29 protein-coding genes are annotated in these 25,134 nt (G+C 71.6%); 14 read left to right on the forward strand and 15 right to left on the reverse strand.

Features of this window, described 5'->3' with window-relative positions; all coding sequences use genetic code 11:
* Nucleotides 1–156 precede the first annotated feature (156 nt).
* The 3 genes from AC069X_RS10265 (at nt 157) to AC069X_RS10275 (ending at nt 1,998) form a co-directional block, all read left to right on the forward strand.
* Nucleotides 157–531 (forward strand): hypothetical protein, encoded by a 375-nt coding sequence (locus tag AC069X_RS10265; protein ID WP_478727055.1) that lies wholly within the window; start codon nt 157–159, stop codon nt 529–531.
* 77 nt (nt 532–608) lie between these two features.
* Complete coding sequence (gene hemB, locus AC069X_RS10270) at nt 609–1,610, forward strand: porphobilinogen synthase (RefSeq protein WP_469115477.1); 1,002 nt, start codon at nt 609–611, stop codon at nt 1,608–1,610.
* A gap of 115 nt (nt 1,611–1,725) precedes the next feature.
* Nucleotides 1,726–1,998: a DUF1876 domain-containing protein gene (locus AC069X_RS10275; RefSeq protein ID WP_478727057.1), complete on the forward strand. Its 273-nt coding sequence runs from the start codon at nt 1,726–1,728 to the stop codon at nt 1,996–1,998.
* A 59-nt stretch (nt 1,999–2,057) separates the two neighbouring features.
* On the opposite strand, the gene AC069X_RS10280 is transcribed toward AC069X_RS10275, so the two are convergent.
* Both AC069X_RS10280 and AC069X_RS10285 read right to left on the reverse strand, forming a co-directional pair.
* Nucleotides 2,058–2,804 (reverse strand): ABC transporter permease, encoded by a 747-nt coding sequence (locus AC069X_RS10280; protein ID WP_478727059.1) that lies wholly within the window; start codon nt 2,802–2,804, stop codon nt 2,058–2,060.
* Complete coding sequence (locus AC069X_RS10285) at nt 2,801–3,721, reverse strand: ATP-binding cassette domain-containing protein (protein WP_478727061.1); 921 nt, start codon at nt 3,719–3,721, stop codon at nt 2,801–2,803. Before AC069X_RS10285 ends, AC069X_RS10280 begins: the two co-directional genes overlap by 4 nt.
* 88 nt (nt 3,722–3,809) lie before the next feature.
* Here AC069X_RS10285 and AC069X_RS10290 point away from each other — a divergent pair, with 88 nt between their 5' ends.
* Nucleotides 3,810–4,601 (forward strand): TetR/AcrR family transcriptional regulator, encoded by a 792-nt coding sequence (locus AC069X_RS10290; protein ID WP_478727062.1) that lies wholly within the window; start codon nt 3,810–3,812, stop codon nt 4,599–4,601.
* A gap of 48 nt (nt 4,602–4,649) precedes the next feature.
* Nucleotides 4,650–4,922 carry a DUF1876 domain-containing protein gene (locus AC069X_RS10295; protein WP_478727570.1) on the forward strand — a complete coding sequence of 91 codons (273 nt, stop codon included), beginning with the start codon at nt 4,650–4,652 and terminating at the stop codon, nt 4,920–4,922.
* A gap of 19 nt (nt 4,923–4,941) precedes the next feature.
* Here AC069X_RS10295 and AC069X_RS10300 read toward each other — a convergent pair whose 3' ends face one another.
* Complete coding sequence (locus AC069X_RS10300; protein WP_478727064.1) at nt 4,942–5,121, reverse strand: DUF397 domain-containing protein; 180 nt, start codon at nt 5,119–5,121, stop codon at nt 4,942–4,944.
* The gene (locus AC069X_RS10305) at nt 5,118–5,942 is read right to left on the reverse strand and encodes a helix-turn-helix domain-containing protein (RefSeq protein ID WP_478727066.1); all 825 of its coding nucleotides are present in this window, start codon (nt 5,940–5,942) and stop codon (nt 5,118–5,120) included. The genes AC069X_RS10300 and AC069X_RS10305 overlap by 4 nt, the downstream gene beginning before the upstream one ends.
* A 140-nt stretch (nt 5,943–6,082) precedes the next feature.
* Here AC069X_RS10305 and AC069X_RS10310 point away from each other — a divergent pair, with 140 nt between their 5' ends.
* From AC069X_RS10310 to AC069X_RS10320, 3 genes are read left to right on the forward strand one after another with little or no spacing between them, the layout of a single operon-like run.
* A complete protein-coding gene (locus AC069X_RS10310) occupies nt 6,083–6,451 on the forward strand; it encodes an ATP-binding protein (RefSeq protein WP_478727068.1) in 369 nt (122 codons plus the stop codon).
* Nucleotides 6,452–6,488: 37 nt separating this feature from the next.
* A complete protein-coding gene (locus tag AC069X_RS10315; protein ID WP_478727070.1) occupies nt 6,489–6,863 on the forward strand; it encodes a hypothetical protein in 375 nt (124 codons plus the stop codon).
* Nucleotides 6,860–9,304 (forward strand): tetratricopeptide repeat protein, encoded by a 2,445-nt coding sequence (locus AC069X_RS10320; protein WP_478727072.1) that lies wholly within the window; start codon nt 6,860–6,862, stop codon nt 9,302–9,304. The genes AC069X_RS10315 and AC069X_RS10320 overlap by 4 nt, the downstream gene beginning before the upstream one ends.
* Here AC069X_RS10320 and AC069X_RS10325 read toward each other — a convergent pair.
* A complete protein-coding gene (locus AC069X_RS10325) occupies nt 9,256–9,417 on the reverse strand; it encodes a hypothetical protein (RefSeq protein WP_478727074.1) in 162 nt (53 codons plus the stop codon). The genes AC069X_RS10320 and AC069X_RS10325 overlap by 49 nt on opposite strands.
* Nucleotides 9,418–9,578: 161 nt before the next feature.
* Between AC069X_RS10325 and AC069X_RS10330 the strand changes: the two genes are divergently transcribed.
* A complete protein-coding gene (locus AC069X_RS10330; RefSeq protein ID WP_478727076.1) occupies nt 9,579–9,860 on the forward strand; it encodes a type II toxin-antitoxin system Phd/YefM family antitoxin in 282 nt (93 codons plus the stop codon).
* Entirely contained in the window at nt 9,857–10,111 is a 255-nt protein-coding gene (locus AC069X_RS10335) for a Txe/YoeB family addiction module toxin (RefSeq protein ID WP_478727078.1), read from the forward strand. The genes AC069X_RS10330 and AC069X_RS10335 overlap by 4 nt, the downstream gene beginning before the upstream one ends.
* 70 nt (nt 10,112–10,181) lie before the next feature.
* Here AC069X_RS10335 and AC069X_RS10340 read toward each other — a convergent pair whose 3' ends face one another.
* The 3 genes from AC069X_RS10340 to argS all read right to left on the reverse strand — a co-directional run bounded on the left by AC069X_RS10340 (nt 10,182) and on the right by argS (nt 13,555).
* Complete coding sequence (locus AC069X_RS10340) at nt 10,182–10,979, reverse strand: VOC family protein (RefSeq protein WP_478727572.1); 798 nt, start codon at nt 10,977–10,979, stop codon at nt 10,182–10,184.
* Nucleotides 10,980–11,099: 120 nt separating this feature from the next.
* Nucleotides 11,100–11,639: a hypothetical protein gene (locus tag AC069X_RS10345; RefSeq protein ID WP_478727080.1), complete on the reverse strand. Its 540-nt coding sequence runs from the start codon at nt 11,637–11,639 to the stop codon at nt 11,100–11,102.
* A 143-nt stretch (nt 11,640–11,782) separates the two neighbouring features.
* Nucleotides 11,783–13,555 carry an arginine--tRNA ligase gene (argS, locus tag AC069X_RS10350; protein ID WP_478727082.1) on the reverse strand — a complete coding sequence of 591 codons (1,773 nt, stop codon included), beginning with the start codon at nt 13,553–13,555 and terminating at the stop codon, nt 11,783–11,785.
* Nucleotides 13,556–13,746: 191 nt separating this feature from the next.
* Between argS and lysS the strand changes: the two genes are divergently transcribed.
* The gene (lysS, locus tag AC069X_RS10355) at nt 13,747–15,486 is read left to right on the forward strand and encodes a lysine--tRNA ligase (protein WP_478727084.1); all 1,740 of its coding nucleotides are present in this window, start codon (nt 13,747–13,749) and stop codon (nt 15,484–15,486) included.
* Between the two features lie 145 nt (nt 15,487–15,631).
* On the opposite strand, the gene AC069X_RS10360 is transcribed toward lysS, so the two are convergent.
* The 3 genes from AC069X_RS10360 to AC069X_RS10370 all read right to left on the reverse strand — a co-directional run bounded on the left by AC069X_RS10360 (nt 15,632) and on the right by AC069X_RS10370 (nt 18,961).
* Nucleotides 15,632–17,035 carry a DUF2637 domain-containing protein gene (locus tag AC069X_RS10360; protein WP_478727086.1) on the reverse strand — a complete coding sequence of 468 codons (1,404 nt, stop codon included), beginning with the start codon at nt 17,033–17,035 and terminating at the stop codon, nt 15,632–15,634.
* A 93-nt stretch (nt 17,036–17,128) separates the two neighbouring features.
* Nucleotides 17,129–17,926: a DUF3558 family protein gene (locus tag AC069X_RS10365; RefSeq protein WP_478727088.1), complete on the reverse strand. Its 798-nt coding sequence runs from the start codon at nt 17,924–17,926 to the stop codon at nt 17,129–17,131.
* Nucleotides 17,927–18,070: 144 nt separating this feature from the next.
* Complete coding sequence (locus tag AC069X_RS10370) at nt 18,071–18,961, reverse strand: DUF3558 domain-containing protein (protein ID WP_478727090.1); 891 nt, start codon at nt 18,959–18,961, stop codon at nt 18,071–18,073.
* Nucleotides 18,962–19,169: 208 nt separating this feature from the next.
* Here AC069X_RS10370 and AC069X_RS10375 point away from each other — a divergent pair, with 208 nt between their 5' ends.
* Nucleotides 19,170–20,363 carry an RtcB family protein gene (locus tag AC069X_RS10375; protein WP_478727092.1) on the forward strand — a complete coding sequence of 398 codons (1,194 nt, stop codon included), beginning with the start codon at nt 19,170–19,172 and terminating at the stop codon, nt 20,361–20,363.
* Between the two features lie 50 nt (nt 20,364–20,413).
* Here the strand turns inward: AC069X_RS10375 and AC069X_RS10380 are convergent, their stop codons facing one another.
* Nucleotides 20,414–21,208 carry a hypothetical protein gene (locus AC069X_RS10380; RefSeq protein ID WP_478727094.1) on the reverse strand — a complete coding sequence of 265 codons (795 nt, stop codon included), beginning with the start codon at nt 21,206–21,208 and terminating at the stop codon, nt 20,414–20,416.
* A gap of 319 nt (nt 21,209–21,527) precedes the next feature.
* Nucleotides 21,528–22,358 carry a hypothetical protein gene (locus AC069X_RS10385; RefSeq protein WP_478727096.1) on the reverse strand — a complete coding sequence of 277 codons (831 nt, stop codon included), beginning with the start codon at nt 22,356–22,358 and terminating at the stop codon, nt 21,528–21,530.
* 373 nt (nt 22,359–22,731) lie between these two features.
* On the opposite strand from AC069X_RS10385, the gene AC069X_RS10390 reads away from it, so the two are divergent.
* A complete protein-coding gene (locus AC069X_RS10390; RefSeq protein WP_478727098.1) occupies nt 22,732–23,406 on the forward strand; it encodes a polysaccharide deacetylase family protein in 675 nt (224 codons plus the stop codon).
* A gap of 11 nt (nt 23,407–23,417) precedes the next feature.
* Here AC069X_RS10390 and AC069X_RS10395 read toward each other — a convergent pair whose 3' ends face one another.
* Together AC069X_RS10395 and AC069X_RS10400 are read right to left on the reverse strand one after the other, a co-directional pair.
* Nucleotides 23,418–24,185 carry an SDR family NAD(P)-dependent oxidoreductase gene (locus tag AC069X_RS10395; protein ID WP_478727100.1) on the reverse strand — a complete coding sequence of 256 codons (768 nt, stop codon included), beginning with the start codon at nt 24,183–24,185 and terminating at the stop codon, nt 23,418–23,420.
* 133 nt (nt 24,186–24,318) lie between these two features.
* Nucleotides 24,319–24,759, reverse strand: a complete 441-nt coding sequence (locus tag AC069X_RS10400; protein ID WP_478727102.1) for a YnfA family protein — start codon at nt 24,757–24,759, stop codon at nt 24,319–24,321.
* On the opposite strand from AC069X_RS10400, the gene AC069X_RS10405 reads away from it, so the two are divergent.
* A complete protein-coding gene (locus AC069X_RS10405) occupies nt 24,748–25,119 on the forward strand; it encodes a hypothetical protein (RefSeq protein ID WP_478727104.1) in 372 nt (123 codons plus the stop codon). The genes AC069X_RS10400 and AC069X_RS10405 overlap by 12 nt on opposite strands.
* Nucleotides 25,120–25,134 lie beyond the last annotated feature (15 nt).

Below are 25,134 nucleotides of genomic sequence, written 5' to 3' on the forward strand. Positions count from 1 at the left end.
GTTAGCGGCTGGAGGGGTCCGGGAGCGGTGTACGCCCCGGGCCCCTTCGGCGTTTCCGGGGGCCTTCCGGAGGCGGGGGTACGCAGGCGGGGCTGAGTAGCGGGCTGAGTAGCCGCGCGGATGCCGGGGGAGCGCGGCGCGCGGTTCAGTGGGGCCATGACCGAGAACCTCGCCGCCGCCCGCACCGCCGCCGAAGACGCCCCCGACCGGCGGGCCTTCGTGGCACCGCTGCTGTCCACGCTGCTGACGGTGCCCATGGGCCTGCTGTCGTTCTTCTGCGCGGGCATCTCGCCGATGGCCTGCGACTCCTGCAACGAGGAGGCGTCCGACGTCTTCGAAGCCAGCTTCGACGTCGCCTGGCCGGTGTTCCTGGGCGGGCTGGTGGTGGCGCTGATCACCCTGCTGGCGTCCTGGGCGCTGCCGTGGCAGCGCCGCAACTCGGCCCGGCGCGTGGTGCTCGCGCTGGCCGCGCCGGGCGTGGTCCTGTTCAACGCGGCCGTCTTCTACGGGCTGGTGGACTGGCCGGCGTAGGCCCTGCGCGGGTGGGCCGGGGGCGGGCTCTACGCTGGGTGGTGACTGCTGTCGAGGCTCGAAGAGGCGACTAGAAGATGAGCGCGTACGGATCCTTCCCCGGCTCGCGGCCCCGCCGGCTGCGCACCACCCCGGCGATGCGGCGGATGGTCGCGGAGTACCGGCTGCACCCCTCGGACCTGATCCTGCCGGCGTTCGTCCGGGAGGGCATCGGCGAGCCGCTGCCGATCTCGGCGATGCCGGGCGTGGTGCAGCACACCCGGGACACGCTGCGGAAGGCGGCCGTCGAGGCGGTCGAGGCCGGAGTCGCGGGGATCATGCTCTTCGGTGTCCCGGCGGACGAGAACAAGGACGCGCTGGGCACGGCCGGCACGGAGCCGGACGGCATCCTCCAGGTCGCGATCCGCGACGTGAAGGCGGAGGTCGGCGACGACCTCGTCATCATGTCGGACCTGTGCCTGGACGAGTACACCGACCACGGCCACTGCGGGGTCCTCGACGAGCACGGCCGGGTCGACAACGACGCGACGCTGGAGCGGTACGCGGAGATGGCGCAGGTCCAGGCCGACGCGGGCGTTCACGTGGTGGGTCCGAGCGGGATGATGGACGGTCAGGTCGGCGTGATCCGCGACGCGCTGGACGAGACGGGCCACGAGGACGTCGCGGTCCTGGCGTACACGGCGAAGTACTCCTCCGCCTTCTACGGGCCCTTCCGCGAGGCCGTCGCCTCCTCCCTCCAGGGCGACCGCAAGACCTACCAGCAGGACCCGGCGAACGCCCGCGAGTCGCTGCGGGAGCTGGCGCTGGACCTGGAGGAGGGCGCGGACATGGTCATGGTCAAGCCGGCCGGCCCCTACCTGGACATCCTGCACCGGGTCGCCGAGGCGGTGGACGTGCCGGTGGCGGCGTACCAGATCAGCGGCGAGTACGCGATGGTCGAGGCGGCCGCGGAGAAGGGCTGGATCGAACGCGACCGGGCGATCATGGAGACGCTGCTCGGCATCAAGCGGGCGGGCGCGGACACGATCCTGACGTACTGGGCGACGGAGGTCGCGGGCTGGCTGCGCGCGGAGCGCTGATCCGGGACCGGGACCGGGTCCGGGTCCGGGTCCGGCAGCGGGGCCGGAACCGGGTGCGGGACCGGTGGGGCGGGCGCACCCTGGAGGGGTAGTCCGACTGAGGAGGTGATCGGCCATGGCCACGCTCGCCGGGTGGCACGTGGAGCTGGAGTTCACCGAGGACGGTCACCGCACCGGAGCGGCGGCCATGCTCAGGCTCGGTGACGGCTGTGAGATGAGGGCGCGCGGCTACGCCATGCGGCACCCCTCCGACCCGGCGCAGCTGCGGGTCGGCGAGGAGATCGCGGGCGCGCGGGCGCTCATGGATCTCGCGTCCCAGCTGTTGCAGAAGGCGCACACGGAGATCGACGAGGTCTCGGGCAAGCACTCCTACCCGCTGACCGGCTGACCCGTCGACCGTGCGCGGAAGGGCCCGTGCCGGGGATGCGGCGCGGGCCCTGGGCGTGTTCAGCGGGTCCGGACCCGGAACAGGGTCGCCGCCAGGGTGAGCGCCAGGACGGTGATCCCCGCGCACCAGGCCAGGGCCGTCCAGGGGGTGCTGCCGGCGGGCTGGTCCAGCAGCAGGGCCCGCAGCGATTCGATGACCGGGGTCAGCGGCTGGTTCCCGGCGAAGCCGTGCAGCCAGGACGGCATGGTCTCGATCGGGACGAAGGCGCTGGAGGGGTAGGGCAGGAACATCATCAGGAAGGTGAACCCGCCCGCCGCCTCGGGGGTCTTGGCCAGCAGTCCGAGCGCCGCCGCGAGCCAGGAGATCGCGGTGATGTACGCGACGAGGAGTCCGGCGGCGGCCAGCAGGGCGAGCGGCCCGCCCGAGGGCCGGAAGCCGATGGCGAGGGCGACCAGCAGCACCAGGGTGGTGGAGAGCAGGTTCCGTACGACCGAGGCGGCGACGTGCCCGGCCAGGATGGGGACGCCCCCGACGTCGAGGGAGCGGAAGCGGTCGATGACGCCCTTGTGCATGTCGTCGGCGACGCTCACGGCGGTGCTCGCCGCGCCGAAGCCCGCGCAGAGCAGCATGGCTCCGGGGACCACGTAGGTCACGTACGCGGTACCGGTGTCGATGGCCCCGCCGAAGAAGTAGACGAAGATCAGCATCAGCATGATCGGCAGCATCAGGGCGGCGATCAGCGCGTCCGGGCTGCGGCGGCTGATGCGCAGGCTGCGCCCGGTCATGGTCAGGGCGGTGGCGGTCATCGGGCTGCTCCCGTCAGGGCGAGGAAGACGTCGTCGAGGCTGGCGCTGCGCAGGGCGAAGCGGGCGACGGCGGTGCGGTCGGGGTCGAGTTCGTCGAGCAGGGCCCGCACCTGGGCGGCGGAGCCGTCGGTGGGCAGGCCGAGCGTCAGCTCGTCGGGGGCGTGGTGGACGGCGCGGGCGGCGAGGGCCTCGTAGGCCTCGCGGCTGGTCAGGGTGAGGTCGAGGCGGTGTCCGGCGACGCGGGTCTTCAGCTCGGCCGGGGTGCCCTCGGCGGTGATCCGGCCGGCGTCGAGGACGGTGACCCGGTCCGCGAGCTTGTCGGCCTCCTCCAGGTACTGGGTGGTGAGCAGGACGGTGGTGCCGTCGGCGCGCATCTCCCGTACGACGTCCCACAGTTCGAGGCGGCTGCGCGGGTCGAGTCCGGTGGTGGGCTCGTCGAGGAAGAGCACCTCGGGCTTGCCGACGAGGCTCGCGGCGAGGTCCAGGCGCCGCCGCATGCCGCCGGAGTAGGTCTTGGTGAGGCGGCCGGCGGCTTCCGTCAGGCCGAAGCGTTCCAGGAGTTCGTCGGCCCGGGCGCGGGCGTCGGCGGTGGAGAGCCCGCTGAGCCGGCCGGTCATGCGCAGGGTCTCGGTGCCGGTCTGGAGGTCGTCGAGGGCGGCGAACTGCCCGGTGAGCGCGATGCGTTCGCGTACGAGGGCCCGTGCGCCGGTGATGTCGTGCCCGGCCACGCGCGCGGTCCCGGAGTCGGGTGCGGTGAGGGTGGCGAGGATGCGGACGGTGGTGGTCTTGCCCGCGCCGTTGGGTCCGAGGAGGGCGAGGACGGAGCCGCGGGGGACGGCCAGGTCGAGGCCGTCGAGGACGCGGGTGCCGTCGTAGGACTTGGTCAGGGCCTGGGCGTACAGGGCGTGGTCGTTCACGGCTCATCCCTTCTGCGTATGGGTTACGCGCTTCTGTGTAAGTAATACACAGAACTAGGATGTGGGTCAAAGAGGCAAGAAGGGAGGGGTGGCCGCGGTGAAGGACGAACCGGATGAAACCGGGCTCCCGCTGAGCCTGCAAATGGCCTGGGGCCTGCGCGAACGCCCCTCCAAGGGGCCCCGCCCGACCCTCACCCTCCCCAAGATCGTCGACGCGGCCGTCACCCTGGCCGCCGGAGAGGGCATGGACGCCGTCTCCATGGGCCGGGTGGCCAAGGAGCTGGGCGTCTCGACGATGTCCCTCTACCGCTACGTCACGGCGAAGGAAGAGCTGTACATCCTGATGTCCGAGGCGGGCGTCGGCACCCCGCCGCCGCTCCCGCCGGAGGCGGAGGGCTGGGGCTGGCGCGAGCTGCTGACGGACTGGGCGTACGCGCAGCGCACCCTGCTGATGACGAAGCCCTGGATCCTGCGCATCCCGCTCACGGCCCCGCCGGCCTCACCGAACCAGCTGGCCTGGATGGAACGCGGCCTCGCCTCCATGGCAGGCACGGTCCTGGAAGAGGGCGAGAAGCTCTCGGCGATCATCCTGATCGGCGGGCTCATCCGGAACGAGGCCACCATGGCCGCCGACATGATGGACGCGATCATCAAGGGCGGCGTCCCCCCGGACCAGGTCATGGGCCGGTACGTGAACTCCCTGCGCCTGCTCACCGCCCCCGACACCCACCCCGCCCTGACCCGCCTCCTGGACTCCGACGCCTTCGCCGGCTCCGGCGAACCCGACTTCCAGTTCCGCTTCGGCCTGGACCGCATCCTCGACGGCCTGGCCCGGCTCATCGCGGAACGGGATGCGCGGCAGGCCCCGCCGAGCGCTTAGCCGCGTACGGGTGCACCCTGGAAAGCAGCGGCCACGGAGGTGATCGCCATGAAGGATGCCGTCGGATGGCACGTCGACATGAAGTTCGACGAGGACAACGAACGCACCCGCGCCGCCGCCCTCGTCCGGCTGCCGGACGGGAGCGAGCTGCGCTCACACGGCTACGCCAGCCGTCACCCCAGTGACGGTAATCAGCCCAGGGTGGGTGAGGAGCTCGCGGCGGCGCGCGCGCTCAACGATCTGAAGGAACAGTTGCTCACCAAGGCGCACGACGAGATCGACGCGGCGTCGGGACGCACGTCGTACCCGATCACGCGCTGATTCCGGTTCTGGGCGGTGCCTACCGGCCGACCCAGCCGGTGAGCGCCGCCCAGCTCGCGGGGGCGAGGGTGAGGGTGCCGCCGTCCGGGACCTTGGAGTCCCGGACGTGGACGGTGGCGGGGGTGGTGGCGACCTCTACGCACTTGTCGCCCTCGTCGCTGCTGTAGCTGGACTTGAACCAAGTCAGTTCGGTGCTCATAGCTCTCCTAGCAAGCGGGTCAACAGGCAGCCCGTCTCCTGGGGGTTGAGGGCCTGTGTTCGCAGCATGGCATAGCGGCGCGCCATGATGCTGACGTCGTCGGGGCTGCTGATGATCCTGCTGCCTCGCTGGCCCTCGAAGTATCCAAGGTGCTCATGTTCAGGGGTCTCCAGCATGGTGAAGGGGCCCGACAGGCCGGGGTGGGCGGTCTGGCCGAAGGGCAGCACCTGCAGCGTGACGTGGGGAAGCTCCATGCATGCCAGTAGATGACGCACCTGCTCGGCATAGACGGCTTCGCCGCCAATCCGGTCACGGAGGGCCCCCTCCAGGACGACGAGACTCAGACTTGGCGGATCTTTCCGGTGCAGCATCTGCGTGCGCGCAAGCCGCTTGGCCGTCAGGGCCTCGATCTCCTCCTGAGGGAATGCAGGGGTGCGGTTGCGGAAGAGGGCGCGCATGTAGCTCTCGGTCTGGAGCAGGCCCGGGATGACGAGGCACTCGTACCAGTCGAGGGAAATCGCGTGCTTCTCCAGCTCCATGTAGTGCTCGGACCAGGTGGGAAGAGGGTCCCGTTCCGGCATCTCATTGGCCGCGATGGTCAGCAGCCCGGGCAGGCCCAGGTGGACGTCCAGCAGCTCGGCGACGTTCGGCATCAGGCGTCGGCGGCCCTGTTCGATGGAGGCGATGGTCTCCTCGTCCAGCTTGATCCGGGCTGCGAGCTCCTTCTGCGTCAGACCTTTGGCGGACCTGGCGGTGGCAACCTGTCGGCCGACCATCTTCATGGTCGTCGCGTTCGCGCGCGGGCGCTTCTTTGGCGGCATGGCGATGGACTCCCCACCTGTGCACGTGGATTACCCCGTGCCGACCCGTACTCATCGAAGAGTACGGCTCGGCACGCTGTCACACGCTAGTCACAGCGCGCGATCGTCGTCCCGTGAACCTAAATACTCAACCCGGCCTGATGCGCGAGCGGTTGTTCCCCCGGGCCTTCCGGACGGTCTCCTCCGCACGGGACTTCACCCGCGAGACCCTCGCCACCTGGGACGTCACCGAACGGCAGGCCGACATCGTGCTCTGCGTCAGCGAGCTGGCCACCAACGCCCTCCGCCACGGCGTCCCGCGCGGCCGCGCCTATCGGCTGCGCCTCCTGAACTTCGGCTGCTGCGTGCGCGTCGAGGTGCACGACAGCGGGCCCGGGCGGTCGCGGATCCTCGGGCGGCCGCACGGGAACGGGCTGCGGATCGTCGTGGCCGTCTCCGACCTGTGGGGGGTGTTGCCGCGCTCGCCCGGGAAGGTCGTATGGGCCGAATTCCGCTCCCCCGACTGCTAGTTTCAGCTGATCGGAAGAGATGGCCGTAGGGGGAGCAATGTCGCGTCCGTGGCGGTGGGTCGTGGTCGTGGCGGCCACCGGGATCGGGTTCCTGATCGCCTTCAAGGCCGGGCAGTGGGACCCCTTCGGCTGGTTCCCCGAGAAGGACTCCGACCGCGTCGCGGCCGCCGCCGGCTTCGGCGGTGCCATGGCCGCCGTCATCGCGCTGGTCGGCGGCTGGTGGGCCCAGGGCGGTGGCGGCGACGGCGGCAGCTCCCTCAACCAGCGCGCCCGCGCCTCCGGCACCTCGCAGATCACCCAGGACGGCGGCCGTACGGGCGCCGGCCGGGTCACCCAGCAGGCCCGCGCCGACGGCGACTCCCGCATCCAGCAGTCCGGCGGCGGCGGTGAGGCCGAGGAGCAGTCCTCGTGACGGCCGAGCAGCACGCCCGGGCGAGCGGCAACGCCCGCATCACCCAGGTCGCCGGCGACCACGTCACCTACGCCCCCGGGGCCGGACCTGCACCCCCGGCCGCCCTCGGACTGCCCGAAGCGCCGCCCGTACTCGTAGGGCGGGACGGAGCGGCCGAGGAACTGGAGGCCCTGCTCGCCGACGGCGGGCCCACCGTCGCCGTCATCGCGGGCCTGGCCGGGGTCGGCAAGAGCGCGCTCGCCGTGGCGGCGGCGCACCGGGCGGTGGAACTCGGCTGGTTCGGGGACCGGGTGTTCTTCCTGCGCCTGCGCGGCTACGCCCCCGGCGGCGGCGTGAGCGGGCCCGACGCGGTCCGGGAGATGCTGCGCCACCTCGGGATCCGGGACACGGACATGCCGGAGTCCCAGGACGCCCGGGCGGCGCTGTACCGGGCGCGGCTGGCGGAGTACGCGCAGGCCGGGCGCCGGGTGCTGATCGTCGCCGACGACGCGGGCGAGGTGGCCCAGGTGCGGGACCTCGTACCGGCGGGCCGCGAGCACCGGCTGCTGATCACCTCCCGGCACCGGCTCGTACACCGGGACTTCTCCGCACAGGTGGTGCCCCTGGACGAGCTGGCCCCGGAACCGGCCGCGGAACTCCTCGCCGGGGCCGTGCTGCGCACCTGGCCGCAGGACCCCCGGCCGGCGGCGGAACCGGACGCCCTCGCGGAGGTCGCGGAGCGGTGCGGGCGGCTGCCGCTGGCCCTGACGGTGGCGGGGGCGCTGCTGGCGGGCGATCCGGGGCTCCCCGTACGGGTGCTGGCGGCCCAACTGGCCGACGCCCGCACCCGGCTGGCGAAGCTGGACTCGGAGCTGGACGACGGCGTCCGGGCGGCCTTCGACCTCTCGTACGGCCGGCTCCCGCCGGACCAGGCCCGCGTCTTCCGCCTCCTGACGGTCAACCCGGGCCCGGACTGCGCCACGGTGTACGCGGCGCTGCTCACGGGCGAGGAGGCCGCCGACCTGCGGCCGAAGCTGGCGGCGCTCGTACGGGCCTCCCTGCTGGCGGAGGAACCGGTCGGCTCGGGCCGCTGGCGGATGCACGACCTGGTCCGGCTGTACGCGCGGGAACGCGGCGAGGAGCGGGCGGCGGAGGACGGCCGGGACGGGGCGGTGGACGCGCTGCTGGGGAGCCTGACCCTGGACGCGGGGAAGGCGACGCGGGCCCTGGGCGTGAACGGCGCGCCGGTGGCCCCGGGGCCGGGGCTTCCGTCGGTGGCGCAGGCGCTGGACTGGCTCAGCACGGAACGGCCCATGCTGGTCGCCGCCGTGGGCTTCGCCGGAGACGCGGGGCGGCCGGAGCTCGCGCGCGAGCTCGGGCAGAAGCTGATTCCGTACCTCCAGATCTACCGGTACCGGCAGGACGCGGTGCTGGTGGCGCACGGGATGCTCGCGGTCGCGGAGCCGACGGGACACCCCGAGGAGATCGGCGGGCGTCTGTACGACCTCGGTCTCGCGTACGTGGGCGCCGGCCAGCTGGACGAGGCGACGGCGTCCCTGACCCGGGCGCTGGAGCTCTTCCGGCGCAACTTCCTGAGGATGGGCGAGGGAAAGGCCCTGCACACCCTGGGCACCGTCCACATGGCGAGGAACCGGTGGGCGGAGGCGGAGGGGCGTTTGCGGGAGGCGCTGAAGATCTTCCGCGAGCTGGGCATCCGCCACGCGGAGGGCACCGTCCTGGCCAGTCTGGCCGAGGTCTTCGAGCGGTTGGAGAGGCTGGACGAGGCGATCCTCTTGCACCGGCAGGTGGTCTCGGTCATGGGAGGGCTCGGGGATCGCCATCGAGAGGCGTCCGCGACGGGCTCCCTCGCGGATGCGCTCTGGCAGGCCGGTCGGCACGAGGAATCCCTGGAGGCCAGGGAGCGGGCCCTGGCCACGCAACGGGAGTTCGGCAACCGGCGGCAGGAGGCGGGCACCCTGAGCCGGCTCGCCGACGCGTTGCGGGCGCTGGACCGGGACGAGGAAGCCGAGGCGCGGTACGAAGAGGCCCTGGCCCTCTTCACGGAGACGAACGAGCCGTACCCGCAAGGGCTGGTCCTGAACGGCCTGGCGCTGCTCCACGGTCGCGCCGGGCGGTGGGAAGGGGCGCGGGAGAGCCATGAGCGGGCCGGCGCCCTCTTCGCGGCCTCCGGGCACCGGGCCGAGGAGGCGGCCGCGCTCGGAGGCCTGGGCATCGCGCTGTACGCCCTGGACCGCCACGGGGAGGCCGCCGAGGTGTTGGAGCGGGCGGCGGAGCTCTACGCGGCGGTCGGCGACACGGCCCAGGAGGCCACGGCGCGTGGGGCCGCCGCCGAGCTGCGGGAACAGGCGCCCCGCCCCCGCCGCCGGTGGCGGCCCTTTGCCCGGAGCTCCCGTCAGTCGCCCCCGCCGCCCCCGCAGGAGGCGCCGCCCCCGCAGCCGTAGAAGCTTCCCCCGTCGCCCTGCGGGCGCCGCCCGCCGCCCGGGCGTCCGCGGTCCGTCCAGATGCCGACGGCCACCAGGGCGAGCACGATCCCGATGACGACCACCACTCCCATGGCTTTCCTCCGGTTCGCTGGAGGTGCGCGGTGGAGCCCCCGCACCTCCGGCAGTCTCGCAGTCCCCGGTAGCGGCCTTGCGGCAGCCCGCGGATCCGTGGCAGCCGAAGGGTCGGACTGGTACGGTAATGCCGTACGACTCTGTCCTCGGAGGTGAGCCCGTGTCGATCTCGGCGAACGAGGCCCGGCAGCGTTTCTACCCGCTGATCCGGCAGGTCAACGAGGACCACGTGCCCATAGAGGTCACCTCCCGGGAGCACGGCGACGTGGTGATCATGTCCGCCGAGGACTTCCGGTCCTGGCAGGAGACCGTCTACCTGCTGCGCTCCCCCCGCAACGCGCAGATCCTCATGGAGTCCGTCGCTGAACTGGACGCCGGCCACGGCCAGGCCAGGGAGCTGATCGGCGAGGACGAGGACGAAGCCGAGGGGTCCGCTGCGTGAAGGTCGTCTTCTCCGGGCGGGCCTGGGAGCAGTACACCTATTGGGCGACGGCCGACCCGAAGGTCCTCAAGAGGATCAACCGCCTGATCAAGGAGATCCAGCGCATGCCGTTCGAGGGCGCGGGCAGGCCGGAGCCGCTCAAGGAGAACCTGTCCGGGTGGTGGTCCCGGCGGATCACCGATGAGCACCGGCTGGTGTACAGGGTCAGGGACGGGGCCGTCGAGGTGGCCCAGGCCCGCTACCACTACTGACCCTCGCGAGAGGCGCGCCGCCCCGCGCGAGGAGGGCGGCGCGCATCCACAGCCTGGGGACGGGCCGGGCCTACGCCGGGTCCTCCGGCATCGACGCCGTGATGACGGAGAACGCCCCGCCCTGCGGGTCGGCGAGGACCGCCATACGGCCCGCGACCATGTCGAACGCCGGGGCCAGGACCGTCCCGCCCGCGCGGACCGCGGCCGCCTGGACGTCGTCCACGCTGTCCACGTGGAAGTACGGCTGCCAGTGCGGCGGCACGCCCGGCGGCATCTTGCTCATGTCCATCATCCCGCCCACCGCGCGGCCGGCGACCTGGAACTCGACGTACTCCTCGGCGCCTTCCATCTCGGACTTCTTCGTCGTGACCGGCAGGATCGACGAGTAGAACGCGGACGCCGCCCTCATGTCGGGCGTGGTCAGCTCGTTCCAGATCAGCGCGCCGTGCTCGTTGACGATGCCCGCCCCGTCGAAGGTGCCCGGCTGCCACAGGCCGACGACGGCGCCCGTCGGGTCGGAGATCACGGCCATCCGGCCGAGGTCCATGACGTCCATCGGGCCCATCATGACCGTGCCGCCCGCGTCGGTGACGGACTTGAGCGTCGCGTCGATGCCGTCCGTGGACAGGTACGTCGTCCACACCGTCGGCGGCAGCGGGTCCGGCACCGACCCGTCCGGGTTCATCGCCTTCATGATCCCGGCGACCGGCTTGCCCTTGAGGGTGCAGACGGAGTAGCCGCCCGTCTCCGCCGGGCCGATCTCGCCCTGCCAGCCGAAGAGGTCGCAGTAGAAGTCGAGCGCCGCCTGCTGGTCGGGAACCATCAGGTCGATCCAGCACGGGGTGCCGGGCTTGTAGGGGCCGTTCATGTCGGGCACGGATGCCTCCGTCGGTGGTGCGGTGCTGCTGGGGCTGGACGGGCCAACCCCTACCCGGCCCGTACGGCCCGAACCGGGCCGTACGGGTGACGTCCCCGCCGGGTCCGGGCGTTACGGGCAGAGGTGGCCCGGGCGCGGCTCGCACTCGCCGGGATCACCCGGGTCGACCGGGCCGCCCGGGCGGAAGTTGGACCACCAGATCGGGGTGCCGCCGTAGTAGACGACCATGTTCCCGGCGTTCTGGATGGCGAGGTACGCGCCCGGATGGCCGTGGGTCCGGCTGTTCCACAAGGGGCGCATCGCGGCGTCGTACGAGACGAGGTTGCCGTCGGCCTGCATGTAGAACGAGGAGCCGTAGCCGTAGCTGCCGACGGCCGTCCAGATCGCCACGTTGTCCCGGTACAGGACGACGTGCCCGTCGTACTGCTGGACCAACACGGTACGGCCGTCCGGCGAGGACCAGGACTGGCCGCGCTCGAGCCCGCTCGTGCCCTGGATGACGGTCTCGGTGCCGCTGCTCGCCGCCGGTAAGGAGACCTGGGCCGGCGCGGCGGGGGCGGCCTGCGCGGCACCCGCGCCGAGACCGAGCCCGCCCAGGGCGAGGACGGCCGAAGCGGCGGCGAGGGTGATGCGGATATGCCGTCTGGTCATGCTGGCTCCCTATGCGAGTTCCGTACGGACGCCAGCAGGCTCGCAGCGGAACCCTTCCCGCGGCAGAGCGAGAACCAGCCGTTCCGCCCGACGCGAACGGCCCCCGCTCCCGGGTGGGGGAACGGGGGCCGTCGGACGGGATGTCAGAGCTTCTCGGGGGTGCGGATGCCGAGGAGGGACATGCCCTTGGTCAGGGTCCGGGCGGTCAGGTCGCACAGGAACAGCCGGTTCTCGCCGACCACGAGCTCCGGCTCCGGCTTGATGACCGGGCACTGGTCGTAGAACGTCGTGAACAGCGAGGACAGCTGGTACAGGTACGCGGCCAGCTTGTGCGGGGCGTACTCCGCGGCGGCCTCCTCGATCAGCGCGCCGAAGCCGTCCAGGTGCAGGCCCAGCGCGCGCTCGGCCGGGGCCAGCTCCAGCTCCGGGTGCGCGACCGGCTGACGGTCGCCCGCCTTGCGCAGGATGGACCGGATACGGGCGTACGCGTACTGGAGGTAGACGGAGGTGTCGCCGTTCAGCGAGACCATCTGGTCCAGGTCGAACTTGTAGTCCCGCGAGGCGGAGGTGGACAGGTCGGCGTACTTCACCGCGCCGATGCCCACGTACTGGCCGTTCTCGACGATCTCCGCCTCGGTCAGGCCCACCTTCTCGGCCTTCTCGCGGACGACCGCGGTGGCACGCTCCACCGCCTCGTCCAGCAGGTCGACCAGCCGGACCGTCTCGCCCTCACGGGTCTTGAACGGCTTGCCGTCCTTGCCGAGGACCGTGCCGAAAGCCAGCTGGACGGCCTTGACCTCGTCGTTCAGCCAGCCCGCCCGGCGGGCCGTCTCGAAGACCATCTTGAAGTGCAGCGACTGCCGCGCGTCCACCACGTAGATCAGGCTGGTGGCCGCCAGCCCGGTCACGCGGTCGCGGATCGCCGACAGATCGGTGGCGGCGTAGCCGAAACCGCCGTCGGACTTCTGGACGATCAGCGGGGTCGGATTGCCGTCCGGGCCCTTGTACTCGTCGAAGAACACGCACAGCGCGCCGTTGGAACGGACGGCGACGCCCGACTCCTCCAGCAGCTTGCAGGTCTCGACCAGCATGTCGTTGTAGCCGGACTCACCCACGACGTCGGGGTCCTGGATGTCCATGTCCAGCTTGTCGAAGACGGAGTAGAAGTAGATCTTCGACTCGTCCACGAACCGCTGCCACAGCGCCAGCGTCTCCGGGTCGCCCGCCTGGAGGTCCACCACCCGCGCCCGGGCACGCGTCTTGAACTCCTCGTCGGAGTCGAAGAGCGCGCGCGAGGCCTTGTACAGGCGGTTGAGGTTGGACATGGCCTCCTCACCGGAGGCCTCCTCGTCCCCGCCCTTGTGGTCCAGCTCGTGCGGGTGCTCCAGCAGGTACTGGATGAGCATGCCGAACTGGGTGCCCCAGTCGCCGATGTGATGCCGGCGGACCACCTTCTCGCCCGTGAACTCCAGGATCTCCACCATCGCCGCGCCGATCACGGCGGACCGCAGGTGGCCGACGTGCATCTCCTTGGCCACGTTCGGCTGCGCGTAGTCGATCACCGTGGTGCCGGCGGACCCGTTCAGCGGCACGCCGAGCCGGTCGTCCGCCGCACGGGCGGCGAGCGTCCGGATGATCGCCTCGTCGGAGACGGTGATGTTGAGGAAACCGGGACCCGAGACCTCGACGTCCTTGATCACCCCGCCCTTGTCCAGGCCTTCGAGGACGGTCGCGGCGAGCTCACGCGGGTTGGCCTTCGCCTTCTTCGCGAGCGCCAGGATGCCATTGGCCTGGAAGTCGGCCCGGTCGCTTCGTCGCAGCAGCGGGTCGGCGGCACCGGCCTCCGGCAGGGCGGAGACGAGGGCGTCCGCGACGCGCTGTTCGACGGAAGAAGCGAGGGAAGGGACCGAGGCCATGAGCTGCCGTTCCTGTGAGGTTGCACGTACGCGTGCACTTGGTTGTTCCGACAAGTGCCGAGTATCCCACGCGGAGGGTGCCCGCTTCCCGGCATATAACCGCGCGTATCAGTGGGCGGAAGCAACCCCGGAGCGACCACTTCCGTCTGGGAGAATGGCCGTAGCCAGCATTCGAGATAGAAGGACGTGTCGTGGCTCAGAGCGCGCAGAGCAGCACAGAGACCGACTGGGTCTCCCGTTTCGCGGACGAGGTCATCGCCGAGGCGGAGCGCCGAGCACCCGGCAAAACGATCGTCGTCGCGTCCGGACTCTCCCCCTCCGGCCCGATCCACCTGGGCAACCTGCGCGAGGTCATGACCCCGCACCTGGTCGCGGACGAGATCCGCCGCCGGGGCCACGAGGTCCGCCACCTCATCTCCTGGGACGACTACGACCGCTACCGCAAGGTCCCCAAGGGCATCCCCGGCGTCACCGAGGAGTCCCACGCCCAGCACATCGGCCGCCCGCTGACCGCCGTGCCCGCGCCCGAGGGTTCCTCGTACCCGAACTGGGCCGAGCACTTCAAGGCCGCCATGGTCGACTCCCTGGCCGAGCTCGGCGTCGAGTACGACCCCATCAGCCAGACCGAGCAGTACACCTCCGGCGCCTACCGCGAGCAGGTCCTGTTCGCGATGAAGCACCGCGGCGACATCGACGCCGTCCTCGCCCAGTACCGCACCAAGCAGAAGCCCGGCGGCAAGAAGCCCCAGCAGAAGCAGGTCGACGAGGCCGAGCTGGAAGCCGCCGAAGGCTCCGGCGCCGCCGCCGAGGACGACGGCAGCGCCGAGGGCGCCGAGTACTTCCCGTACAAGCCCTACTGCGGCGCGTGCAACAAGGACTTCACCAAGGTCACCGCCTACAACGACGAGACCACCGAACTGACCTACGTCTGCACGGAGGACCGGTTCACCGAGACCGTCAAGCTGTCGGAGTTCAACCGCGGCAAGCTGGTCTGGAAGGTCGACTGGCCGATGCGCTGGGCCTACGAGGGCGTCGTCTTCGAGCCCTCCGGCGTCGACCACTCCTCCCCGGGCTCCTCGTTCCAGGTCGGCGGGCAGATCGTCGGCCTCTTCGGCGGCGAACAGCCCATCGGCCCCATGTACGCCTTCGTCGGCATCTCCGGCATGGCCAAGATGTCCTCCAGCAAGGGCGGGGTCCCCACCCCGGCCGACGCGCTGAAGATCATGGAGCCGCAGCTGCTGCGCTGGCTGTACGCGCGCCGCCGCCCGAACCAGTCCTTCAAGATCGCCTTCGACCAGGAGATCCAGCGCCTGTACGACGAGTGGGACAAGCTGGAGGCCAAGGTCGCCGACGGCTCCGTGCTGCCGGCCGACGCCGCCGCGCACGCCCGCGCCGTGCGCGTCGCCTCCCACGAGCTGCCCCGCACCCCGCGCCCGATGCCGTACCGCACCCTCGCGTCGGTCGTCGACATCACCGCCGGCCACGACGAGCAGACCCTGCGCATCCTCTCCGACCTGGACCCCTCGCAGCCGCTGACCTCCCTCGACGAGGTACGGCCGCGCCTGGACCGCGCCGAGAACTGGATCACCACCCAGGTCCCGGCCGACCAGCGCACCCTGGTCCGCGAGGACGCCGACACCGAACTGCTGTCCTCCCTGGACGAGGCCGGACGCGAGTCCCTGCGGCTGCTCCTGGAAGGCCTCGACTCGCACTGGTCGCTCGACGGCCTCACCACCCTCGTCTACGGCGTACCGAAGGTCATGGCCGGACTGGAACCCGACGCCAAGCCCACGCCGGAGCTCAAGGTCGCACAGCGCGAGTTCTTCGCCCTGCTCTACCGCCTGCTCGTGACCCGCGAGACCGGCCCGCGCCTGCCCACGCTGCTCCTCGCCGTCGGAGCGGAGCGGGTGCGCAAGCTGCTCGCCGCCTGATCCCGCGCAGCCGCGACCATGCGGAAGGGCCCGCACCCCCAGGGGTGCGGGCCCTTCCGCGTGACGTGGGCTCCGCCCGGGAGACGTGCCATCGCGCTGTCGTGCCGTCGTGCCGTCGTGCCGTCGCGCCGTGCCGTCGTACCGGCTACGCGATGTGCTCGCTCTCCAGGTCGCGCTGATAGCGCTGCTTCAGCGCGGGCACCAGCCGCTTGAGCTCCGCCTCACCGCGCGGGTGCGTCTCCCCGAGCCGGGCCGCGAGGTGCTTGTCCAGCTCGTCCGGCTCCGGGAACTGCGAGTACTTGTCGATGTACGCCCGGAAGACCTCGTACGCGGCCTCGCGGAACTTCTCCCCGTCGGCGTCGTCCTGCTCCTGCTCCGGCTGCGCCCCCAGCTCCGGCTGCTCCGGCCGCTGCCCCTCCGGACCGGCCGGGGGAACGGCCGGGGCCGGCTCCGGACCCTCGGCGTACTGGGGGTCGTAGCCGCCCTCGTACGTCGCCTGCGGGGCCAGCGGCCCCGCGAACCAGGCACTGTCGTGCGCGGCCGGCATGGCCGTCGGGTCCACCGCGAACGGCGCCGGCGCGTGCGGCTGCGGCTGCTGGGCCTGCTGCGGCTGCGGCTGCGGCTGCGGAGTCTGCGGCCGGGCCTGCCCGAGCTGCGGAGCGCGCGGCTCCGGGACCTCCGCGACCCCCGCGACCTGCGGGTCCGGCGCAGCCTGCCGGCCCGCCTCCCCGGCCTCCGTACCGGCCTCCTGGACGCCCGCCGCCACGAGCGGCCCCGCCGCCGCCGGCAGGGCGGGGGCGGCCGGGACGGCGGCCGGGGCCACCGCGGCCGTCACCGCCGCCGCCGGGGGCAGCAGGACCGGGTCGATGCCCGCCGCCGCCAGCCCCTCGGCCGCCGTCTGCGACAGCGGCACACCGATCCGGGCCAGCCGCAGCGGCATCAGCGCCTCGACCGGCGCCTTCCGCCGCCAGGCCCGCCCGTACCGGGCCTGAAGCCGCGCCTGGTAGATCAGCCGGTCCTGCTCCATGCCGACGGCCTGCTCGTACGAGCGCAGCTCCCACAGCTTCATCCGGCGCCACAGCTTGAACGTCGGCACGGGGGAGAGGATCCAGCGGGTGATCCGCACCCCCTCCATGTGCCGGTCCGCGGTGATGTCCGCGATCCGGCCCACGGCGTGCCGGGCCGCCTCCACCGTGACCACGAACAGCACCGGGATCACGGCGTGCATGCCCACGCCCAGCGGGTCCGGCCAGGCCGCCGCGCCGTTGAACGCGATCGTCGCCGCCGTCAGCAGCCACGCCGTCTGGCGCAGCAGGGGGAAGGGGATGCGGATCCACGTCAGCAGCAGGTCCAGCGCCAGCAGGACGCAGATGCCCGCGTCGATGCCGATCGGGAACACCAGCGAGAAGCTGCCGAAGCCTTTCTTCAAGGCCAGCGCGCGCACGGCGGAGTACGAACCCGCGAAACCGATACCCGCGATGATCACGGCTCCGGCGACCACGACACCGATGAGTATCCGGTGCGTACGAGTCAGCTGCATCGCGGCCACCCGCGGTCCCCTTCCCCTTGTCGAGCTACGGCAGGCACAGCGTACGGGTGACTGCGCGTCACCCGTGCCCTAGGCCCCCACTTGTCGTCGGGGCTACTGCTCGGACGAACCCGACGCAGAAGCGGAAGGCGAACCGGAACCCGACGGAGCCGCACCCTCACCGGTGTTGGCGGAGCCGACCGACGCCACCGTCTCCTTGGCCGCGGTGATCGCGTCCTGGAGCAGCTTGCCCTGGTCGGGGGCACCGGCGCCCTCGTAGGCCGCACCGTTGTAGTCGAGGGTGACCACCACGTTCTGGGTGCGGACGATCACGGAGTTGTTGAGGAACTCGACGTCCTTCTTCACGCCGTAGACCACGGACGTGGCCTGGTCGCCGATCCCGCCGGCCTGCTCGGCCTTGACGTCGTGCGCGCCCTCGGAGGCCTTCGCCAGCTCGATCTGCTTGTTGTACTGGTCCTCCGCGCGCTTGTTGCCGCTGCCGAGGGAGGCGTGCGAGTCGTAGCGGACCAGGGAGATGGAGAGCCAGCGGTACTGCGAGCCCTTCGCGCCGTCCGTCTTGAGTCCGTTCCAGGAGCAGCTGGCGCGGTTGGACAGGTCGTTCGACTTGGCCGCGGTGCCGTTCTTGTCCTTCGCCTCGGGGACGAGGGTCTCGATCGTCTTGCCGGCCAGCGCCTTGCACGGATCGGGCAGCTTCGCGAAGGTCACCTTCTCCAGCGGGGCCGAGGCCTTCGCGCTCGGCTTGGCGGACGAAGCGGCGGAATCGGACTTCTTGCCGGAGTCCGTGCCGCCGGAGGACTTGCCCGAGTCGGACGAGCAGCCGGCGACGGTGAGGATCACCGGGACGGCTGCGCAGGCGAGAACGCGGGTGAGGCGCGAGGCTGATCGGTGCATGGTTCCTTCAGACGTTGGGCAGACGTGGGGTCTTCTGCGGGGCGCGTTACGGGCGCTGGACCCGAGCAACGGTAGCCCGATCGGGCGCCCGCCTGCTGTGCGCGCCGTCACGCAGGGCGTGCGCGCCCCCTCGCGGGAGCGCGGTCACTCACTGAAACGCTCGGCCAGGGCCTGCGCCAACTGGCGCGCCTTCTCCTGCGTTTCCGCACTCGGCGGGACCGTGCCCGGCCCGGACGGCTGGACGCTGTACTCGACGGTGACGAGGACGTTCGAGGTCCGGAACACGATCCGTACGGTCCGGGCCTGAGCGGCGGTGGCGCCGGCCGCGCTGAGCTCGTCGTCGAGGAAGGCCTCGCTCCCGAGCCCCTCCAGGACGCGCGAGCCGAGCTCGGGCGGGGCGGCCGGAGAGGCCGGCGCGGACGGCGAAGCGGAACCGGAAGCGGAGGCCGCCGGGGAGGGCGCGGTGCTGCCGCCGGGGGTGGCGGCGGGAGGCGCGCCGGGGCTCGTACTCGTATTCGTACCGTTACCGACACCGGCGCTCGGTGCGGCGCCGGGGGCCGGGGCGCCGGGGGCCGGGCTACCCGTGGGTCCGGGGAAGGGCAGCTTCGCGTCGGTCAGCCGGCGCACGTACACCTGCCGCGCCTTGTCGTCGTCGCTCGTCGTGGCACGGTCGTACGAGACCACGCGCTCGAAGGTGACGGACAGCAGCATGTTCCCCTCGGGGGTCTGCGCGCTCCAGCGGCAGCCGACGTGCCGGTCCCCGTCGTACGAGGCGTCCGCGGTCCCGGCGTAGAGCCGGTCGCGCTGTTCGGTGGTGAGGGAGTCGGCGGCCGGGAGCATGGCCTTGAGCCGCTTGGGATCGGCGGCCTTGCAGGGTTGCGGCAGGCTGCGGTACTTGCCAGGCTGCGCGGGCGCGACGGTGCTCCCGCCGTTCTTCTGGTCGCTGGCCCCGATGCCGTTGCCGTCGGTGCACCCGGTCGCGCCCGCCACGAGCGCGGTGAGCACCGCGATGCCCGGCAGGACTCTGCGGCGCACCGGCGTCCGGCGTAGCGGCATTCGGTCCACGTCCACTGGCTCCCCTTGGCTCCCTCGGGAAAATCCGTTGCCGCGACTCGGGCACGGATGGACACAATGTCTATCGCACACGCACGTGCCGGCGCCGGTTCCCTGTCTGCTTTGGGGTGATGAGCGCGGCTTTTCGCGTATTCATACTTTTCTGCGGATTTCAGGGGATCGTTGTCTTATGTCGTATGTAGAGGTACCCGGGGCGACGGTTCCGATCAGGATGTGGGCGGATCCGGCGTCCGTCGAGGACAGCGCGATGCGGCAGCTCCAGAACACGGCCGGGCTGCCCTGGATCAAGGGCCTGGCGGTGATGCCCGACGTCCACTACGGCAAGGGCGCCACGGTCGGCTCGGTGATCGCGATGAAGGACGCGGTCTGCCCGGCGGCGGTCGGCGTGGACATCGGCTGCGGCATGTCGGCGGTCAAGACGTCGCTGACGGCGAACGACCTCCCGGGGGACCTGTCGAAGCTGCGCTCGCGCATCGAGCAGGCGATCCCGGTGGGTGCGGGGATGCACCGGGAACCGGTGGACCCGTCCCGGCTGTACGGGTTCCCGGAGACGGGATACGCGGACCTGTGGGAGCGCTTCGACTACCTCGCGGACGAGGTCAAGTTCCGGCGGGACCGGGCGCTGCGGCAAACCGGAACGCTAGGCTCCGGCAACCACTTCGTTGAAGTTTCAACTGATGAATCGGGTGCGGTCTGGCTGATGCTGCACTCCGGCTCCCGCGGCATCGGCAACGAGCTCGCCGCGCATCACATCGGCGTGGCACGGGGTCTGTCGCACAACCAGAACCTGGTCGACCGGGACCTGGCGGTCTTCCTCGCGGCGACCCCGGAGATGGACGCGTACCGCAGCGACCTCTTCTGGGCGCAGGAGTACGCGAAGTACAACCGTGCGGCGATGATGGGCCTGCTCAAGGAGGTCGTCCGCAAGGAGTTCCGGAAGGCGAAGGTCTCCTTCGAGCGGGAGATCAGCTGCCACCACAACTACGTGGCGGAGGAGCGGTACGACGGCATGGACCTGCTGGTCACCCGGAAGGGCGCGATCCGCGCCGGCAGCGGTGACTACGGGATCATCCCGGGCTCGATGGGCACGGGCTCGTACATCGTGAAGGGGCTCGGGAACGAGAAGTCGTTCAATTCCGCCTCGCACGGGGCGGGCCGGAAGATGAGCCGGACGGCGGCGAAGAAGCGCTTCTCGGCGCGCGACCTGGCCGAGCAGACCCAGGGTGTGGAGTGCCGTAAGGACTCCGGCATCGTGGACGAGATCCCGGGCGCGTACAAGTCGATCGAGCAGGTCATCGACCAGCAGACGGACCTGGTGCAGGTCGTGGCGAAGCTCAAGGCCGTCGTCTGCGTGAAGGGCTGAACGCGAGAGGGGCGCCGCACGTGCGGCGCCCCTCTCCTGCTGCGGGTCTGTTACTGCGGGACGACGACCTGCCCGCTGCGGATGCGCCAGAGGCGCATGGCGCAGCTCTGCTCGGTCCGATTCAGGGTCCTGGCGGCTGCGGCCGGGTCGTCAAGGCGGATCAGTTCCAGGTCGTCCTGTGTGGTCCACCGGCGTCGCGGCGGGGCGACCTTCATGTCGACGGGGCGTTGCCAGGTCTGGATCGCGTCGGCCTTCGCCTGCTTGTGGGCAAGGGCCAGGCAGCCGTCGTAGTAGAAGTGCGCAGCCAGTTGCTGTGCCGCTTCCTTGTAGTAGCAGACGTTGTAGACGCCGTCGCGGGTGTTGCGGGAGATGGTGCGGGCCGTCCCCGTGATCTTCTTCCCGTAGTGACACAGGTAGGCGGCGATCGCCGTGCTGGCCGATGTCAGCGAGAGGAAGGGGAATCCCTGGGCGGTCCAGCCGAGGGACCCGTCCGCGTCGATGATTCCGCGGAGGTAGTCGGGACGTGAGAAGTCCGTTCGGGGCGGCTTGATGATGAAGGACTTCTTGCCGTAGGGGATGCCGAGCTCGTTGACGATCGTCCGTGCTTCCAGTGAGTAGACGGACCAGATCGCAGAATGGGCCGTCTCGGCGAAGTTCGTGCTGCGGACCCGTTCGGTGATGGAGCTGTAGTACGGCGTGAGCTGCTGGAACTCGCGGAGGATGTGGATGTCTCGCACGTTGAGCTCGGTGACGAGGTGTCCCTTCTTGCCCCGGGCCTGCGCCAGGTGCCCGTCGGCTTGGAGGAAGCCGAACATGTAGGCGTAGCGGGGGTCCTGTAGGTCCATGAAGCGCACAGGGGCGCTAGGGTCCTGTCCAGCCATGAGGAAGTCCTTTTTCCTTGTCGGTGAGGCCCTCGGCTGGGACTGCCATCCCGGCCGGGGGCCGCTTGTGTTGTCACCGAACGTAGGTGTGGCTTTGGCTGGTTCCGGCCTGTCCGTGTGGGCTTCACTCGAACGTGTGGCGGAATGTCTCGCTCCGAGCGGGCCTTCCGGGTGGAGGACAGGCGGCGGTTGGCGGAGGGGTCCTGACGCACTTGTGCCGTGCCCGGAGGGATCCGGGCACGGCACGAGCGTGTGGTTCGGCGGGGCGCCAGGGGCAGGGGGGCTAGCCGACCTTGGTGAGGCCCTTGTCGAAGTCCGACCCGACGTGGCTCGGCTGCAGCATGGCGCTCCGGTTGACCGGCGGCGCCGGGGGTGCTCCCGGCTGGGGGACCGCAGGGGTCCAGACGACGGGGCTGGGGCATTCGAGCAGGTCCGGCTCGCCCCGGTTCACGGCGCATTCGGTTTCGAAGACGGTTCCGGCGGTGGTGAGCACCTCGACGATGACGCGGTTGGCGGTCTCCGCGATCGTGACACCACAGGGGTTGGGCGGGAAGTTCGTGGAGCCGGTGGTGAGGTTGTACCAGGTGTAGGCGGGGGTGACCGGGTTCGGCGCGTTGAAGTCGTAGACACCCGCGTACACGATGCCGTTGGACAGGACGGCCTTGTACTTGACCTCCGCCTCGTCCCACGAGGTGGAGATGCCGGCGCACACCCCGGGGGCGCCGGGGGCGCCCGGAGCGCCGGGTGCGCCGGGGGTGCCGGGCTGGCCGTCACGGCCGTCGCGGCCGTCGCGGCCGTTCAGGCCGGGGGCGCCGGGGGCTCCGGGGGGTCCGGGCGGGCCGACCTTCCCTTCGCACTTGTCCTTCTGGGAGCTGCTCCCGCCCTTGACCTCGGGCTCGTAGTCGTCGTTGTCCTTTTCCTTGCCCTTGCCCTTGCAGTCGCTGCCGGACTGCACCGCGGCCGTGGTCGCCTGCGGTGCGCCGGTGTCCGCCTGTGCGGGGGTGGCGAGGCCCAGCATCGCGATGGCCATCGTCGCCACCGCGCCGCCGGCGAGCCACTTGCTCTGCCGCGGCATCGGGCCCATGTGGGTCGGTGTCCTTGTCTCAGGACTCATGTGTGGTGCTCCTCGTGGGAACCGGGGGTCTGACCTGGAGGCGTTCGCGGCCTCTGACCCGCATGGTTCGGCCTCCGGTCGCCGGGCCACGGGAGGCGCGAGGTCTGATCATCAGATCGGTGTCACAAATGGGGCCGATCGGCGGAGGTCGGTCTCACCCCCGGCCTCCACGAGTACGGAGTCGGGAACCGCGAAGTCGTCGGGGCCGCTGGGGTCGCTGGGGTCGCTGGGGCCGCTGGGGCCGCTGGGGCCGCTGGGGTCGCTGGGGATGCGCGCCGATTCGTGCGTACGGCCTGAGCCGGGAGCGGGGGTTCAACTTCCGCTTGGGGGCGGGGGATTGACGGACCAGCTGGTCTAGACCAAGGTGTGCGGCATGTGGAGAACTCGTGTTCTTGTCGCCGCGCTCGCGTCGTTGTCGCTCGCCCTCGGGGCCGCCGGGTCCGCGCAGGCCGGGGTGGGGTTGCCGCCCGTCGTGTCGCACGTGCCGACCCAGGAGAAGGTCGTCTTCATCACCATCGACGACGGCTGGAACCACGATCCGGAGGCCGCCCGGATCCTGACCGAGAAGCGGGTGCCGGCGTCGCTGTTCCTGCTGCCCGGGGCGACCTCGTACGACACCTCGTACTTCACCGACCTGGTCGGCCAGGGCCGGGTCGGTGTGGAGAACCACACCGTCAACCACCCCGACCTGACCACCCTCGACGCCGCCGGGAAGGACGCCGAGGTGTGCGGGGCCGGGGAGCAGCTGGCCGCGACGTTCGGGAGGACGCCCAAGCTGCTGCGGCCGCCCTACGGGGCGGTCGACGACGACGTGCGGCTCGCGGCGAAGGCCTGCGGGGTGAAGGCGTTGGTCACCTGGACGCACGACTTCACCACCTGGGGCCAGACCCCGCCCACGCCGCAGCTCAAGGCGGGGGACATCGTGCTGCTGCACTTCACGCCGACGCTGGCGGCGGACCTGCGGCGGGCCCTGGACGCGGCGAGGGCCGCCGGGCTGAAGCCGGCGGCCCTGATGCCGCACCTGAAGAGCGCCGGACTGGTGCCGTAGCGCCGCGGGGCCTACGCCTCGCGGTGGACCTTCGTGTTCGAGGCCTGGGCGCGGGGGCGGACCACCAGCAGGTCGATGTTGACGTGGCTGGGGCGCGTCACCGCCCAGGTGATCGTGTCGGCCACGTCGTCGGCGGAGAGGGGGTGCGCGACGCCCTCGTAGACCTTCTCGGCCTTGGCGGCGTCGCCGCGGAAGCGGGTCTTCGCGAACTCCTCGGTCTTGACCATGCCGGGGGCGATCTCGATGACGCGGACGGGCTGTCCGACGATCTCCAGGCGCAGGGTCTCGGCGAGGACGCGGGCGCCGTTCTTGGCGGCGACGTAGCCGGCGCCGCCCTCGTAGGTGGCGTGGCCGGCGGTGGAGGAGAGCACGACGACCGTGCCGTCGCCGGAGGCGATCAGGGCGGGCAGCAGCGCCTGGGTGAGGTTGAGGGTGCCGATGACGTTGACCTCGTACATCGTGCGCCAGTCGGCCGGGTCGCCGGTGGCGACGGGTTCGGCGCCGATGGCGCCGCCGGCGTTGTTGACGAGTACGTCGCAGCGTTCCAGGGAGGCGGCGAAGGCGTCGACGGCGGGGCGGTCGGTGACGTCGAGGGCGTGGGCGGTGGCCTCGTGGCCGGCTTCGGTGATCTCGGCGGCGAGGGCCTCGATGCGGTCCTTGCGGCGGGCGGTGAGGACGACGTGGTAGCCGGCCGAGGCGAGCTGCCGGGCGGTGGCCGCGCCGATTCCGCTGCTCGCGCCGGTGACTACGGCGGTTCGGGTGGCCGGGCGCGTGCTCATGGGCGGGGCTCCTCGTGGGGTCGCGGGGTCGCGGGGGCGCGGTGGCCGCGGGCCGCGGTGTGCGCGGTCGTCGCGGGGTCCGCCCGCCGGTTCGGTCGTTCGTACGGGCGAATCTCCGCCAGCATAGGCCGGGTCAGCGGCGCGGCGCGTACATGATCACGGCCATCCCGGCGAGGCGGACGGGTGCGCCGGTGACGTCCCAGCGGTCGGGCCGGTAGCCGTCGGCGGCGGCGCCCCAGGCCAGGGATCCGGCGATGAGGACCCCGCCGTAGGCGGCGAGGGGGAAAAGGGCGGCGGAGCGGGCGACCGGCGTGGCCGGAAGCCTATGGGGGCGGCGGGGCCGGGGTGGGTGCCGGCCTGGGGGCGGCGGGCGAATGGCGGACGGCGCGCCCTCATTCGTGTGATGGTCCGATCGGCGGGTGGGCGGGGTGGTTACCGTCCGCGCGAGGAGGTGGTGGCGGTGCGCCGTGGTGCCGTACGGAGTGTGGTGGTGGCGGGCTTGCTGGTGCTGTGCGGGGCGGGGCCGGCCGATGCCCGGTCCGGCCTGGCCGAGGAGGCCGACGTGGCCTATCACGGGCGGGTCCAGCTGGCCCGGGGGCAGCTGAAGCTGTGGATGGTGGCGCAGAACGAGGGGGCGGCGGAGGTGCCGAACGCGACGGTGCGGGTGCGGCTGTCGTCGGACCTCGCCGACGGGCACGAGCTGTCCCAGGGGTGTGCCCGGGTGGGCCGCCGCGAGGTGGTGTGCGAGACGGGTCCGTTGCCGGGGCACGGCCGGGGACGGCACATCGCGCTGCTGCTGGGGCTGCGGGAGCGTCCGGCGGAGGTCGCGGTGCGGATCGACACGCTGTGGGACGGGGGTACGGCCGACCGCAACCACGCCAACGACGAGCACGTGGTGCTGGCGCTGGACACGGGCGACTCCTACGCCTTCTGAACGGCCTGGGGGCGG

It is taken from the genome of Streptomyces sp. NPDC043896 (assembly GCF_056435605.1).